This window comes from Sandaracinomonas limnophila (genome assembly GCF_004005965.1).
Taxonomy (GTDB): Bacteria; Bacteroidota; Bacteroidia; order Cytophagales; family Spirosomataceae; genus Sandaracinomonas; species Sandaracinomonas limnophila.
The window spans coordinates 446,182-462,684 of record NZ_SACY01000003.1 but is presented as its reverse complement, the minus strand read 5'-3'; the positions used below and the strand labels follow the sequence as shown (position 1 = coordinate 462,684).

General features: G+C 35.2%; 7 protein-coding genes. All 7 read left to right on the top strand.

All coding sequences use genetic code 11. From position 1 onward, the window contains the following. Positions 1-183 precede the first annotated feature (183 nt). The 7 genes from EOJ36_RS08170 to EOJ36_RS08140 all read left to right on the top strand — a co-directional run bounded on the left by EOJ36_RS08170 (position 184) and on the right by EOJ36_RS08140 (position 16,460). Entirely contained in the window at positions 184-3,180 is a 2,997-nt protein-coding gene (locus EOJ36_RS08170) for a SusC/RagA family TonB-linked outer membrane protein (RefSeq protein WP_127804199.1), read from the top strand. 45 nt (positions 3,181-3,225) lie between these two features. Beyond that, positions 3,226-4,695: a RagB/SusD family nutrient uptake outer membrane protein gene (locus EOJ36_RS08165; protein ID WP_127804197.1), complete on the top strand. Its 1,470-nt coding sequence runs from the start codon at positions 3,226-3,228 to the stop codon at positions 4,693-4,695. 89 nt (positions 4,696-4,784) lie between these two features. After that, complete coding sequence (locus EOJ36_RS08160; protein WP_127804194.1) at positions 4,785-8,087, top strand: VCBS repeat-containing protein; 3,303 nt, start codon at positions 4,785-4,787, stop codon at positions 8,085-8,087. 102 nt (positions 8,088-8,189) lie between these two features. Next, positions 8,190-11,399: a VCBS repeat-containing protein gene (locus EOJ36_RS08155; RefSeq protein WP_238944441.1), complete on the top strand. Its 3,210-nt coding sequence runs from the start codon at positions 8,190-8,192 to the stop codon at positions 11,397-11,399. Continuing rightward, complete coding sequence (locus EOJ36_RS08150; RefSeq protein WP_127804190.1) at positions 11,399-12,901, top strand: FG-GAP repeat domain-containing protein; 1,503 nt, start codon at positions 11,399-11,401, stop codon at positions 12,899-12,901. Before EOJ36_RS08155 ends, EOJ36_RS08150 begins: the two co-directional genes overlap by 1 nt. After that, positions 12,898-15,402 carry a TonB-dependent receptor gene (locus EOJ36_RS08145; RefSeq protein WP_127804188.1) on the top strand — a complete coding sequence of 835 codons (2,505 nt, stop codon included), beginning with the start codon at positions 12,898-12,900 and terminating at the stop codon, positions 15,400-15,402. Before EOJ36_RS08150 ends, EOJ36_RS08145 begins: the two co-directional genes overlap by 4 nt. Then, positions 15,402-16,460: a DUF4249 domain-containing protein gene (locus EOJ36_RS08140; protein WP_127804186.1), complete on the top strand. Its 1,059-nt coding sequence runs from the start codon at positions 15,402-15,404 to the stop codon at positions 16,458-16,460. Before EOJ36_RS08145 ends, EOJ36_RS08140 begins: the two co-directional genes overlap by 1 nt. Positions 16,461-16,503 lie beyond the last annotated feature (43 nt).

Sequence of the window (16,503 nt, the reverse complement as noted above, 5' to 3'; positions counted from 1 at the left end):
AATAATCAATACTATACTGTGCTAGTTGTTTGTTAAATCTTAATATTGTTCAATTTTTTTAAATTTAATTTAGAGGTAACACGCGTGAGGTATTTTTTTATATGCTTATTTCTTTCTTTTTTTGCGCAGGTTTGGAAAAACCGTTGGAATCATTATTCATTATTAACCCTTAAATTTTTACTTATGATTCATTCTTACAAAAGAGTGGGTCGCCTAGTGCGATCAGGTGCAGGCAAGCTGAGTATGACGAAAGTTTTCAGTTTAGCTGTTGCTCTATTGTTTTCTTTGGGTGCATTTGCCCAAGATGTGGTTTCAGGTAAAGTTACTGATGCAGCTGATGGCTCAGGACTACCTGGTGTTTCTATCGCTGTGAAAGGTACTACTAAAGGTACTCAAACAGATGTAAGCGGAAACTACAAATTAAGCGCTGCTAAAGGAAGTACTTTAGTTTTCACATTTGTAGGTTACGTTAAACAAGAAGTTACTGTAGGTGCTTCTGTTATCAATGTATCTTTAGCTCCAGACACTAAATCTTTAGAGGAAGTAGTTGTTGTAGGTTACGGTACTCAAAAGAGAAAAGAAATTTCTGGAACGGTAACAAGCTTAGGTTCAAGAGAATTCAATGCGGGTGTTGTAACTAACCCATTGGCTGCTGCTCAAGGTAAAGTAGCTGGTTTAGTAATTACGCAAGCATCTGGAGACCCTAATGCTGCTCCAACTGTACGTTTAAGAGGTACAGGTTCATTGAACGCAGGTTCTGAGCCATTGTATGTTATTGACGGTGTAATTGGTGCTCCAATCCAAAACGTTGCTCCAGAAGATATCTTATCTATGGATGTTTTAAGAGATGCTTCATCTGCTGCTATTTACGGTTCTCGTGGTGCTAACGGTGTTATTATCATTAATACAAAACGTGGTAAGTCTGGAATTCCTTCAGTAGATTATTCAGCTTATGTTGGTTCTGAGCAAATTTCTCAGCGTCCAGAATTGTTGAATGGTGCTGAATTCCGCGCAGCTGCTGCTAAGTACAATCAAAAATTTGATGACTTAGGTGCGAATACAGATTGGTTAAGCGCTATCACTCGTACTGCAGTTTCTCAAAACCATAACTTAGCTGTTTCTGGTGGATCAGAGAATTTAGCATACCGTGCATCAGTTGGTTATTTAGATCAAACTGGTACGTTGTTAGGTTCTGGTAAAGATCGTATGTCTGGTCGTTTAAACTTAGATGCTAAAGCTTTAAATGGTAAGTTGAACTTAAAGTTTAACATGTCTGCAATGCAAACTAATGCGAAGATCACAGATACAAGAGCGATTGGTTTTGCAATGAATATGCGTCCGACTGACCCAATTTACAATGCAGATGGAACATATTTCCAAATCCCTGGTACGTTTGCTAACTTTAACCCTAAGGCGGTTTTAGATAACAAATCTCAATCAGAAAGATTACACGATTTCTTATTTAATACGCAAGCATCTTATGCTTTGACTAATGAATTGACATTGAACGTTGCTGGAACTTTACGTACACAAACTAACGATGGTTCTTCATTCATTAAGTCTACTCCATTGAACTTGTTGTCAACTGTAGGTGGAAATGCTGCTTCAAGATATTTGAATTCAGTTACTGATAAGCAATTCGAAACTACTTTGAATTGGAATAAGAAATTGAATGATGAGTCTAACTTAGCTATCTTAGGTGGTTATACTTACCAAGATGTAGTTGCTGACGGTTTTGCTGCTGGTAACAACAACTTCTTAACTGATGCTTTTGAAGCAAATAACTTAGGTTCTGGTTTAGGTATTCGTACAAATCCAAACTTAATTTCTTCTTACAAGAATGAGTATAAGTTAGTTTCTTTCTTAGCTCGTGCTCAGTATAGCTTGAAAAACAAGTATTTTGCTACAGTTAACGTTCGTCGTGACGGTTCTACTAAATTTGGTGATAACAACAAGTGGGGTACTTTCCCATCAGTATCATTAGGTTGGACATTGAGCGAGGAGCCTTTCTTGAAAGGAAATCAAAACATTGATAACTTGAAGTTACGTGTGAGCTGGGGTAGAACTGGTAACTCGGAGGGTATTCGTCCATTGTTATCTAAATCTTTCTACGGTGCTAACGGTTCTTACTATGATGGTTCTGCAGATGATTTCTTACCTGCTTACGCTATTCAATCTAACCCAAATCCAAACTTGAAGTGGGAGATTAACGAAAACTACGGTGCTGGTATCGACTTCTCTTTATTGAAAGGTAAGATCTCAGGATCATTAGATTACTATACTCGTTCTACTAAGGACTTGTTATATACAGTAAACGTACCACAAGAAAAAGGATATGTTTATCCTACTATGTTGGTTAACATCGGTCAAGTTAAAAACCAAGGGGTTGAGTTAGCATTAACTTACCAGTGGTTAGAGTCTGCTGATTGGAGCGTTTCTTCTACTTTCGCTGGTTCTTTCAACAAGAACGAAGTTGTTAGTTTGAAAAATGATCAATTCGCTGCTCCAGATCAGGTATTCTTATCCACTTCTTTGGGTAGCTTTATCCGTGGTACATCTAACGTTAACTTCTCTGTATTGCAAGCAGGACACCCAATTGGTGAGTTCTACGGAGCAATCGTTGATAAAATTGAAAACGGTAAGTATGTATTCAAAGATTTGAATGGTGATGGAACAATCGATCCAAACGCTGCTGATAGAACTTATATCGGTAATCCAAATCCTGTATTCGTAGGTAGTTTAACTACTAACGTACGTTACAAGAACTTTGATTTCCAAGTAATGTTAAACAGCAACATGGGTGCTAAGATTGTAAATACTAACAGATTATTGTTAGGTCGTCAAGATGGTCGTATTGCTGAATCTGGTGCATTGAAATCTGCATTGACTTCAGTAATCAATGATGAGCGTACAATCCCAATGGATTATTATGTTGAGTCAGGAGACTTCTTACGTATCGGTAATGCTTCTTTAGGATATACTATCCCAGTTAAAGGAGTATTCAAGAGAGCAAGAATTTATGTAGCTGGTAACAATTTAGCATTGTTCACAAACTATACAGGTGTTGATCCAGAAGTTAGCCAAAGATTGGCAATTGGTTCTGCTGCACCAGGTGTTGATGTTCGTGAAACTTACTACAAGACTCGTGCATTTACTGCTGGTATAAATCTTTCGTTCTAACAATCACTCAATTATTTTATAATCGAAAATCAAAAATTAGTTAAAATGAAAAAATACATATATAAAGTACTTTCGGTGGGTGTTATCGCTTCGTTAGCATTACAATCGTGTACAGATTTAACTGAGCCAGTTTACGATGCGATTCCTGCGGATCAATTCTTGAAAACAGATGCTCAAATTGCTGCTGCCCTTGGACCTGCTTACTCTGGTTTAAGAGGTATTACTTGGGATTGGTTCAATCCAAGTGAAGCTACTTCAGATGAATTGATCGTTCCTACTCGTGGTGGTGACTGGTATGATGGTGGTGACTGGTTGGCATATTCTCGCCACACTTGGACTCCGCAACACGGTCCAATCAATGGTATGTGGGGTTTTATCTTCGGTAACATTTCTCAAATCAACCAATTGATTCCTGTAGTTAAGTCTAATCAAAAAGCTGTTGATGAGTTACGTGCTGTAAGAGCGTTCTATTATTTCATGGCAATCGACGCTTTTGGTAACGTACCTATCGTTACTGATAATGCTTCAGTTGGTGGAACTAAATCTCGTTCTGAGGTTTATACCTTCATCAAAACTGAATTAGAGTCTGCAATTCCAAACTTAGTTACTGGTAAGGCTTATAGCCGTATGACTAAAGACGCCGCTTTAATGTTGTTAGCTAAATTGAAGTTGAATGCTGCTGTTTATTCAGGTTCTGCTGATTGGCAAGGTGCTTATGATGCTGCTAATGCAGTTATCAACTCTCCTAATGCTTATTCTTTAGCTTCTTCTACAGTTGCGAACTTTATTGTTCAAAACCAAGGATCATCTGAGAACATTTGGACTATTCCTTTCGATAGCTTCAAAGCAGGTGGTATGAACTTCCAAATGAGAACTTTGCACTATGCAAATGCTACAACTTATGGTTTGAGTAACTCTCCTTGGAATGGATTCTGTACTTTAGCAGACTTCTATAACTCTTTTGAAGCAAAAGACTTACGTCAAGCAATGTGGATCAAAGGTCAGCAATATGCTGCTTCTGGTGCTGCATTGAAAGATGCAAAAGGTGCTCCATTAGCGTTCGTAGCTGATTTCCAAAAAGATCAAATGACTGATGCAGATCCAGAATATCAAGTTGCTGGTATCCGTTCTCAGAAATACGAAGTACAACGCAACAACCCGAACGGTGACCAGTCTAATGACTACGTAGTATTCCGTTTAGCTGACGCAATCATGATGCGTGCTGAAGCAGCGTTCCGTTTAGGAAAAACTGCTGAAGCTTTAGCTGATGTGAACAAAATCCGTCTTCGTTCAGGTGTTGACGCATTGACTTCTTTAACTGCTGCTGATATTTTAGCAGAAAGAGGTCGTGAGTTTGCTTGGGAAGGATGGAGACGTAACGATATGATTCGTTTTGGTACTTTCTCTTTAGAGCGTAAGTTCATGAAGAAGTTAGACAAAACACGTGAATTGTTCCCAATTCCACAGCCTCGTATCGATGCTAACCCATTATTGAAGCAAAACCCAGGTTATTAATCTGAATTCAATAAAATTTAGGGCAGAATCATTTGGTTCTGCCCTTTTTTTATCTACGTCAAGCGTTTAAATTTGTAAAAAAAAGAGTAATGAAGTTACAGTTTTCTGTTTTTGCTGTCTTATTGGTTTTTACCTTCTCTTGCGATTCAAAAAAGGACACACTTTTTGAAGAAATTTCTGCCGATCAAACAGGAATTGATTTCGTTAACCGAAGTTTAGAAAAAAAAGAATTTAATATTTTTAATTACCGCAATTTCTATAATGGCGGCGGGGTTGCAATTGGTGATATTAATCAAGATGGTTTAGCAGATGTTTTTGTGACTTCAAATTTTGAAGACAATAAATTATACCTAAATAAGGGGGATTTTAAATTTCAAGATATTACAAAAGAGGCAGGTATTGTTGGGAAGAAATTTTGGTCTACCGGAGTGACTTTTGCAGATGTGAATGGGGATGGAAACATGGATATTTATGTGTGTAATTCAGGTTCACGAGATGAAAGAGGAAATCAATTATACATAAATACTGGTCTTAAAAATGGTATTCCTCAATTTAAGGAAGTAGCTAAAGAATCAGGTCTGGCAGATGGTGGATTTTCTACACATGCGGCCTTTTTTGATTATGATCGAGATGGTGATTTAGACATGTATTTATTAAACAATAGCTTTACGCCTATTGATAAATTGGGATATATGAATCTCCGTGAAACGCGTGATGCGCTTGGTGGGGATAAATTATTTAGAAATGATAGCCCCGATGCAACACATTTGAAATTTACTGATGTTTCGGAAAGTGCAGGGATTTATGGTAGCCTAATCGGATTCGGATTGGGAATAACCATTGGTGATGTAAACAATGACAATTGGCCGGATATTTACATTTCCAATGATTTTTATGAAAGAGATTATTTATATATCAACCAAAAAAATGGAACCTTTAAAGAAGATTTGGTGAATCAAATGCCACATATATCTTTAAGTTCTATGGGAGCTGATATCGCTGATATAAACGATGATGGAAAACTAGACATTTTCGTTACAGATATGTTACCTGGTGATGATTACCGCCTTAAAACTACTTCTATTTTTGAAGGACATAACCTTGTCAAATTAAAAGAAGAACGTGGTTTTTGGCATCAATATATGCGTAATAATCTTCATTTGAACAATGGAGATGATACTTTTAGTGAAATTGGCCAGTTTTCGGGTGTGCATGCAACAGACTGGAGTTGGGGTGCATTGATATTTGATATGGACAATGATGGTTCAAAAGATATTTTTGTTGCTAATGGAATTGCTAAAGATTTGACTGATCAGGATTTTGTGGATTTCTTAGCAGATCGAAGCAACATGCAACAAATGTTAAATGGTAAGAAATTTGATTACAAAGAATTTGTTGATAAAATATCATCTGTTCCAATTCCAAATTATGCTTTTAAAAATCAAGGTAATTTGAAATTTAAAAATGTTGTGGAGGATTGGGGTTTGAAGGGTCCTGGGTTTTCTAATGGTTCTGCTTATGGAGATTTGGACAATGATGGTGACTTGGATTTAATTGTAAATAATGTTAATTCTCCATTGTCGGTTTTTAAAAACAAAACTACCGAAAAATTGAATAATCATTATTTGACTGTTAGTTTAAAGGGAGAAGGGAAAAATTTAAACGGAATTGGAGCAAAAGTGACTTTATATTCCAATGGACAATTGAAATATTTACAGCAAATGCCAAATCGTGGATTTCAATCTAGTTGTGATTTGAAAATGGTGTTTGGTTTAGGTAATTTACCTAAAATAGATTCTTTACAAGTGATTTGGCCGAATGATAAAATGCAGATTATTCAAAAGCCAAAAATAAATTCCAATCTTACATTAGACATCAAAAATGCTACCTTAGTTTGGAAAAAAACTTTACCCAAAACAGATTTATTATTTGTTGATGATTCGAAAGTTTTAGATTATAAGCATGTAGAAAGTCCATTTACAGATTTTGACCGAGATATTTTAATTAAACAAAAATTATCAACACAAGGCCCTGCATTGGCCACTGGTGATGTAAATGGGGATGGATTGGACGATGTATATTTAGGGGGTGCCGCTGGACAAGATAAAAAGTTATTTGTACAATCTAAGGCTGGTATGTTTATGGAATCTAAACAAGCAGATTTTTCTTTGGATAAAACAACTGAAAATACTGATGCCGTATTTTTTGATGCAGATGGTGATAAGGATTTAGACCTATATGTAGTAACTGGAAGTAATGAATTTATTGAAAATGCTTCTGAATTACATGATTTATTGTATATCAATGATGGCAAAGGAAAATTCTCCAGATCTTTAAATTTGCCGCAATTATATGAAAATGGTGCAAGTGTATCTGCGGGCGATTTTGACAAAGATGGAGATGTGGATTTATTTGTGGCCTCTCGCATGATTTCTGGAAAATATGGAATGACTCCTTCCCATAATTTATTAGTTAATGATGGTCATGGGGGTTTCAAAAATTTACCCAAACGCTATATTCCAGATTTGGCAAAAATTGGCATGGTTACCGATACGCAATTTGCAGATGTAAATGGAGATGGTTATTTGGATTTATTGATTGCTCAAGATTGGGGTCCGATTTTAGTACTTGAAAATAAACGCGGAAGAACTTTTGATGTGCAGCCTTTAGAAGGTTCTGAAGGACTTTGGAAAACCATTGAAGTTGCCGATATAGACCAAGATGGAGATTTAGATTTTGTTGCGGGCAATCAAGGCGAAAATTGTAAATTACAAGTTTCAAATGAACATCCTGCTCAATTATTAGCCAAAGATTTGGACCAAAATGGAATTGTAGAGCAAATTATTTCTTGTTATACGGAAGATGGTAATACTTATCCAATGGTTTTGAAAGGTGAACTTCAACGTGCTGTGCCAAGCATTAAGAAAAAGTTTATCAAGTATAAAGATTATGCAAAGAAAACTGTTGAAGAATTATTTACTGAAGACCAAAGGGAAGGGGCTGAAATTAGAGAGGTGAAAACCTTGCAAACGGTTTTATATGTAAACCAAGGGAAAATGAAATTTACATCTCAAGTCCTGCCAACTGAGGCGCAATTTGCCCCAATGAATGCCATTGTTGTGCAGGATTTTGATGGAGATAAGGTTCAAGATATTTTATTAGCAGGTAATTTCTTTGATTCACTACCAGAATGGGGACGCTTTGATGGAACCTATGGATTGTTTTTAAAAGGACTGGGTAAAAATCAATTCAAGTCGATTTCAAATTCCACTATTGGTTTAAGAATCAATGGTCAAGCAAGGGCCATGAAAATTTTCAAAACTGCAAAAGGCAAAGAAATAATTGTTGCCAAAAATAATGAGAATGCCCAAGTAATTAAATTGAAAAAATAAGTTTCGAAGGAAATGAAAGTGTTTAAAAGCGTAATTTTTTTATCTTTAATCATATTAGTAAGTGCTTGTTCTAAGCAAAAAAATATACAGCTATTTGAAAAAATGGCTGCAAGTCAGACCCATATTGATTTTGCAAATCAATTAACAGAAACCCCCAATTTTAATATTTTGGATTATCTCTATTTTTATAATGGAGGAGGTGTAAGTACAGGTGATATCAATAACGATGGCCTTGTGGATATTTTCTTTGTTTCCAACCAAGGTAAAAACAAATTGTATCTTAATAAGGGAAATTTTCAGTTTGAAGATATTTCTGTAAAGGCGGGGATAGAAGGTTTTTCAGATTGGAAAACTGGCGTTACCATGGCTGATATAAATGCAGATGGTTTGTTAGATATTTATGTTTCTGCGGTAGGTAACTTTAAAGGATTAGAAGGTTCAAATGAATTGTATATTAACAATGGGGACCTGACTTTTACCGAAAAAGCAGCAGATTATGGACTTGATTTTACAGGATTTTCTACGCAAGCTGCCTTTTTTGATTATGACAAAGATGGTGACTTAGATTGTTATTTATTGAATCATGCAACACATAATACTCGTTCATACGATCGTGTAAACACCAGAATGTTGAAAGATAATGAGGCGGGTGATTATTTGTTCAGGAATGATAAAGGAAAGTTTAAGGATGTTTCCAAAGAATCGGGTATTTACCAAGCTGCTATGGGATATGGCTTAGGTATTTCGGTTGCAGATATTAATGGCGATGGCTGGGAGGATATTTATGTAAGTAATGATTTCCATGAAGACGATTATTATTATATCAATCAAAAAGATGGAACATTTCATGAAGGGATTAAAGAACACTTCAAACATTTGAGTCGTTTCTCAATGGGAAATGATGTGGCTGATATTAATAACGATGGGTATCAGGATATCATGACTTTGGATATGTATCCAGAGGATGAAACTGTGGAGAAATCTTCTGTCGGAGAAGATCCATTAGATATTTATTTATATAAGTTACAATTTGGTTATTTCAATCAATACAGTAGAAACTGCCTTCAACTAAATATGGGAGGTGAAAAGTTTACTGATATTGGATCTTCTGCTGGAGTTGCTGCAACAGATTGGTCGTGGAGTACTCTTTTTGCAGATTATGACGGAGATGGAATTAAAGACATTTTTGTTTCAAATGGTATTTTGAGAAGACCCAATGATCTCGATTATCTGAAATTTGTTATTTCAGACTCTTTACATTATGGCTTGCCTACTTCTAAAAAATTAGACAAAGAGGCCATTGATTTAATGCCTGAAGGGAAGGTGCATAATTACCTATTCAAGGGAAACAAAGAATTAAAATTTGAAGATAAATCGATATTATGGGGATTTGATGAAAAAAATCTTTCGAATGGAAGTTCCTATGCGGATTTAGATAATGACGGCGACTTAGATTTAATTACGAATAACATCAATGAAGCAGCAGGAATTTATAAAAATAAAAGTCGCGAAGAGTTAAATAACAATTTCCTTAAAATTAAATTCAAGGGAAATGATCAAAATACCTTTGGAATTGGAGCGAAGGTGATCATAAAATCTAAGGAAGGACAGCAATTGTTGCAAATGATGCCTACTCGTGGATTTTTAAGTTCTGTGGAGCCTTCTTTGGTGTTTGGTTTAGGGCAACAAAGTCAAATTGATTCCTTAATTGTAATTTGGGAAAATCAAAAAGCTCAAATAATTAAGAATCCTAAAATTAACAACACCTTAATTTTGGATCAAAAAAATGCCAATTTGGATGCAAATTCTATCCAGTTATTTCCGCAAACGAAGCCAATTTTTGAAGAAATTACACCTCAAGTGGCATTGAATTATGTACATAAAGAAAATACCTATTTTGATTTTAATCGAGAGTCTTTGGTGCCGTTCAAAGTGTCTGTTGAAGGTCCAAAGATGGCTATTGGTGATGTAAATGGCGACGGATTGGAAGATTTGTTTGTAGCTGGAGCTAAATACCAGCCCGGACAATTATTTATTCAAAAAGCTGGAAAGCTAGTGCCAAATAGGCAAATAGCCTTTGAGGTGGATTCTTTATATGAAGATGTAGATGCTTTATTTTTTGATGCTGATATGGATAAAGATTTAGATCTATATGTTGTATCGGGAGGAAATGAATTTTTTGGTGATATGGTGCAACAAAATGATCGCCTTTATGTAAATGATGGGAAAGGGAATTTTGTTCGAAATCTGAAAGCATTGCCTTCAATGTTGGAAAATAAATCAGTCGTACGACCTATTGATATTGACAAAGATGGAGACCTCGACTTATTTGTAGCAGGAAGGGTTGTGGCCTACCATTATGGGGCAGAACCGCAATCCTATGTTTTAATTAACAATGGTAAAGGTGTATTTTCTGATAAAACAGATGCACTTGCACCAGATTTGAGACGAGTTGGTATGGTTTCAGAAGCCATTTGGCAAGATTTAGACAAAGACGGAGATCAAGATTTGACTATAATTGGGGATTGGATGCCTATTACCACATTTGAGAATGATCGAGGGAAATTGAAAAAAGTTAAAAATGGATTAGAAGACTTTATAGGGTTTTGGTCAGGAATTACCGCTGGAGATTTTGATAAGGATGGAGATATAGATTTAGTTGTTGGTAATTTAGGCACTAATACTAAATTGTTGAAAGAACAAAATGGAACCCTAAAAATGTGGTTGAAGGATATAGACAATAATCAAAATACGGAACAAATTATTGGATATAGTAGAGGAAAAAACTATTATCCAATCAACAGTAAAGATGAAATGGGTAAACAAATTCCGAGTATCATCAATAAAAAATATACCAATTATAAATCTTTTGCAGGAAAATCAATTGATGAAATTTTTGACGAAGATGAATTGGATGGAGCACAAGAGAAACTCGTTAATACCTTCGAATCCATTTATTTAGAAAATAAGGGTGGATTTCAATTTGAAAAAAAGACACTCCCGAGCCTAGCACAAGTTTCTAAAATAATGGTGTTGCGAACTGAAGATGTAAACAAAGATGGAAAACTTGACGTGATCATCGGTGGAAATTTCAATGGAGCCTCTATGTATCAAGCTAGATATGATGGGTTCTACGGATTAATTTTATTAGGAAACGGGAAAGGCGATTTTAGACCATTGGTTCCAACAAGTTCAGGATTATTAATGGAAGGAGATGTACGTGATATCAAACAAATGACTTTGGGGAATCAAAAAGTATATTTAGTTTCTCGAAACAATGATTCCATACAGTTCTTCAAGAAACTGAATTAATGAGATATAAATTTCAATTTATAATTGGCCTATTTGTTTATTTACTAATTCTAGAAATTAGTTTGCTTTCTTGTAATAAAAATGTTGAAGAAGGAGAGCAATTGGCAAAGCAATATTGTGGGTCTTGCCATTTATTGCCTCAGCCAGACATTTTGCCCAAAAATGTCTGGCAGTATTCTACATTACCTTACATGGGAATAATGCTGGGAGTTTCAAAGGAAATAGATGCTTTGGAAAAACCCTTGTCGGATTATGCAATAATGCAACCGGGAAGCCAAATGTTAAGTGATGCGGATTGGGAGAAAATTAAGGCCTATTATTTAGAAAAGGCCCCTATGGAATTAAGTCACCCAGCATACGAGAACCTCCCAGAAAAAAAGAACATGTTTGCAGTAGAAGATTTGCCAATTGGGAAATCTAATGGCACTATTCCTAATTTTACAGCTGTTCGAATTGATGAAAAAGCTAAAAAAATTATTGCCGGAGACCAATCGAATCGTGTCATTTGGACTCTTAATTCTGAGGGAAAAGTGTTGAATTCTTTAGAAGATCAAAATGCATTAACGCATGTTGATGGTTTCAATGGAAATTATTTGTACACATTTATTGGGACCACCACTCAGGCAAATCCAGATGTAGTAGGTTCGGTCGATGCATTTAATGTCGGAAAAATTTCAAAAGATGTAATAAAATCACTTAATCGTCCGATTGAAGTAATTGCTAAAAATCTAGATTCAAATCCTGAAGAAGAACTGATTAGTTGTGAATTTGGATTTAAGGAAGGTGGATTATCTGTGTGGAAGAAAATTGGTACCAATTGGAAAAGAAATATTATTACTGCTCAAACAGGTGCTACACATGTGATTGCCAAAGATTTGAATGGAGATAATCGCTTAGATTTAATTGCCTTATTTGCCCAAGGTGATGAGCGAATCATCAAATATATTAATAAAGGAAATCTCCAATTTGATGAGCAAATTCTGCTTCGATTCCCATCTATTCAAGGAACAAGCTCTTTTGATATGGGAGATATTGACCAAGATGGTGATTTAGATATTGTTTGTACAGCTGGAGATAATGCTGATTTTTCAACAATTTTTAAACCTTATCATGGGGTGTATGTGTATGAAAACAGCGGAAATTTTGTTTTCAAACAAAAGAATTTTTACCAACAAAATGGTGCGACAAAAGTAATGTTAGGCGATTTTGATGGAGATAAGGATTTAGATATGGTTTCCATTGCTTTATTTCCAGATGTTGAAAAAAGAGGAGAGGAAGGATTCATTTATTTTGAAAATGTAAAAAAATCATTTCAGGAATTTAGTTTACCTATTCAACACTTAGGCCGATGGTCGGTAATGGATACTGGAGATGTTGATGGGGATGGTGATTTAGATATTGTTTTAGGCAGTCATGCCGTTGCAAAATTTCCTCAAGGGGCATTTGATCCAGCATGGAAAAATGCTAAAGGTTTGTTGATTTTAAGAAATAAAACAAAATGAGGACTTCTTTAATTCTTTTTTTTGTATTTATTTTTTTTGCAAACCATGCCCAAAAAAACAATTTTACGTTTTCAGGTAAGGTTAAAGATGTTCAAACCGGCGCAGCTTTAGAGGGTACCACCATTCTTTTTTCAGGATATAATTTTGTGGCCTTTGCTGATTCTTTAGGTGATTTTTCAATTCAGATACCAGCACGGACCTATCAAATTACTGTGAGGCGATTAGGGTATAAATTTAAAACAGCAAAAATTATTTTAAATGGTCCAGTAAATGTAGATTTTGCATTAGAACCCACAGAAAAACTATTAGAAGAAGTTGTAATTTCTTCAGAAAAAAGTGAAACCCAAATCAGAAGACCACTGTCTGGGGTTGAAAGGATGTCGAGCAAAACCTTGAAAAAAATGCCTACTTTATTGGGTGAGGTGGATGTTGTTCGTAGTATTTTGGCTTTGCCGGGTGTTTCAACCATTGGAGAAGGTGCCTCAGGATTCAATGTACGAGGAGGTAATGTAGATCAAAATTTAGTTTTATTGGATGGTGTACCCTTGTATAATACCTCCCATTTATTTGGTTTTTTTACGGCATTTAATTCCCAAGTGGTTTCTGATTTAAGCCTTTATAAAGGAGGAATTTCTTCCAATTACGGTGGAAGATCTTCTTCAGTATTAGATGTGCGATTGAAAGAAGGAAGTTTAGATAAATGGAATTTTCAAACAGGTATTGGGCCACTTTCTTCAAATATAGTTTTGGATGGCCCCTTAATTAAAAACAAAACTAGTATTCTTCTCGGTGCAAGAGCATCCTTATCAGATTTTTATTTGAGTTATTTCCCAAATCCAGTTATTGCCAAAAGTAGAGCCAATTTTTTCGATTTAAATTTGAAGATTTCACACCATTTCAATACAAAAAATAAACTTTCTGTTTCCTATTATCAAACCGGAGATGCTTTTAAATTTGGAACGGATACTTCCTATTTTTGGAACACAAGAGCCGTGAGTTTGCAATTTAATTCCCTACTAAATTCCAAGTGGTCAAATAATTTATTGACCTTTCATAATAATTATTCTTATGGGATTGAAGGTAAAAAATCTGGATTGGAATTTATTTGGAATCCGAATTTGATACAAAATTCAATTAAAGATGAAATAAGTTTTGAGCCAGATGAAAAAAAGTCATTTGTAGGTGGTTTTGAATTGAATTTGTATAAAAACAAACAAGGTGATTTTTTGCCTAATTCGGGCAATTCAATCATTCAAGCGTTTTATATGCCAGTTGAAAATGCTAAAGAGTTGTCTTTATTTTTAAATGGAACTTTTCAGGTAAATTCTAAAATTTCTATGCAAGCTGGAATCCGTTATGCCATGTATGGTTTATATGGCGAAGCGGTTAAATTGAAATATAAGGAGGGGTTCCCTCGCAGTGCCTCTTCTGTATTAGATACCCTAAAATTTGAAGCAGGAGATTTGATAAAATCTTATTCAGGTTTGGAGCCGCGACTTTCCTTTGTTTACCAATTAGGTAAATTACAATCCTTTAAAATGGGTTACCATCGAATGCAACAATTTGTTCATTTATTATCCAATACCATGGCCATTTCTCCAGTAGATATTTGGAAATTTAGTGACCAATATGTAAAACCTCAGGTTGTGGATCAAGTTTCAGCAGGATGGTTCTCCAATTATGAGTTGGAAGAAAAAGGCTCTTTTGAAACTTCTTTGGAGTTTTATTATAAAAAATACAATCAAGTGGTGGATTATGTTGATGCCGCTAATTTGTATTTGAATCCAACAGTTGAAACAGATTTATTGAATGCAACCGGCCGGTCTTACGGAGCAGAATTGATGTTAAAAAAATCTAGAGGTTTACGAACTACAGGGTGGGTTTCCTATACCTATTCAAGAAGTTTCCGACAAGCCCTACCAACCTCAGATCAAATTGGAGCCAATTTTGGACAAGAGTTTCCTGCCAATTTTGATATGCCACATAGTTTAAAAATTGTGTTGAATCATCGGTTGAGTAACAGGTTTTCTTTTCAAGCCAATTTTAATTATTCATCAGGCCGACCAATTACCTATCCCAATGGTCGATATAAATTATATGCCTTTTCAGAAATATATGATTATGGATACAATCAAGGCCTATTTCCTCGCAGTGGTTTAGGAACTCGTTCTTATGTATATAATGGACAAACTTTTACTTTTTTAGAGCCAAATACCATTGCTCCACTTTTAGATGGTTATTCAAGTCCGAGTTTTACGCTTCGAAATCAAGAAAGAATACCTTATTTAATGCGCTTAGATGTAGGAATTACTATTGATGCTAAGAGAAATGCGAATTATGAGCAAAGTTGGAATTTCTCAATTTACAATTTGCTATCTCGGGCCAATGTATATTCTGTATTTTTCCGGTCCTCAACCGGCAAAATTAATCAAGCCAAAGCTTATGAACTTTCAGTTTTAGCTGCAGCCATACCTTCATTAACCTACCAATTGAAATTCTAATGAAAATAAAATTGCTTTTACTTTTCTTGGTGAGTTTTCTTTGGAGTTGTGAAACAGAGATATTCGATTTTAAAACACAAAACTTAAGTACTGCAATTGTGGCGTATGGTGAGGTTACGGATATTTCAGGACCTTATATTTTTCGAATTAATTATACTTCCGGTTATACTGCTTATGATGTTTCACAATTTACGGGGCAGGCAGTTTCTAAGGCAAAAGTAATTTTATTGGAAAATGGTACAAATGTAATTAACCTACTTGAAACAAGTTTAGGAGTTTATAAGACCCCTGCAAATTTCAAGGGTAAAGTAGGCAATACCTATCAATTGAAAATTCAAACAATTGATGGCTTACAGATCGAATCATCTGTTGAAAAAATGATGCAGCCCATTTTATTTAGTCAATTGGAGTCAAAATTTGTACCAGCTGAAAAGGTTGAAAATATGTTTTTTGATGTTAAGTTAAAGATAAAAGATCCCAAAAATACTCAAGATTATTATTTTATAAAGCGACAAGATTTCAACCAGTTTTTAACTACTTGCCCCGAACCCCCGCCACCGCCCCAACCTGTTCCACCTTGTTTTTGTAAGTGTTGGTCGGCTCCGCCTAATTCTCAACCTATTTTGCAAAACGACTTTTTGTTGGATGGACAAGAGATTTCTTTAGAAACGGCATCGGTAAATTACCATGATTTTACCGATTGGGTAATTCAGTTTGATTTGTATCACATTGATGCCAATTTGTATACTTACTGGAAACGTTTAGAAGAACAAAGACAAGTAGGAGGAGGATTATTTGATAAAATTCCCGCTCAAGTAATAGGCAATTTAAAATGTACAAGTAATCCTGATCAGCAAGTTTTAGGATACTTTGTGGTTAGCCCTCGGACTAAATCTCGTTTATATATTGACCGATTCAATGGCATTCCAGACGAGTATTATCAAAAACTTGTCCAATACGTTGAATTTAACAATGTTCGATACAAAAATTATGTATTGAATGATTGTCGAAAAGCCTCTTGGGTTCCTTATAATTTAGGTTTTACAATACCTGAATAATTAGTATGCTTGCATACATTTTTTTCCTACATTTGTTTTTATT

Excerpts from the sequence above, each read along its gene's own strand:
- EOJ36_RS08170 (WP_127804199.1), top strand. The coding sequence starts at position 184 with ATGATTCATTCTTACAAAAGAGTGGGTCGCCTAGTGCGATCAGGTGCA.
- EOJ36_RS08165 (WP_127804197.1), top strand. The coding sequence starts at position 3,226 with ATGAAAAAATACATATATAAAGTACTTTCGGTGGGTGTTATCGCTTCG.
- EOJ36_RS08160 (WP_127804194.1), top strand. The coding sequence starts at position 4,785 with ATGAAGTTACAGTTTTCTGTTTTTGCTGTCTTATTGGTTTTTACCTTC.
- EOJ36_RS08155 (WP_238944441.1), top strand. The coding sequence starts at position 8,190 with ATGGCTGCAAGTCAGACCCATATTGATTTTGCAAATCAATTAACAGAA.
- EOJ36_RS08150 (WP_127804190.1), top strand. The coding sequence starts at position 11,399 with ATGAGATATAAATTTCAATTTATAATTGGCCTATTTGTTTATTTACTA.
- EOJ36_RS08145 (WP_127804188.1), top strand. The coding sequence starts at position 12,898 with ATGAGGACTTCTTTAATTCTTTTTTTTGTATTTATTTTTTTTGCAAAC.
- EOJ36_RS08140 (WP_127804186.1), top strand. The coding sequence starts at position 15,402 with ATGAAAATAAAATTGCTTTTACTTTTCTTGGTGAGTTTTCTTTGGAGT.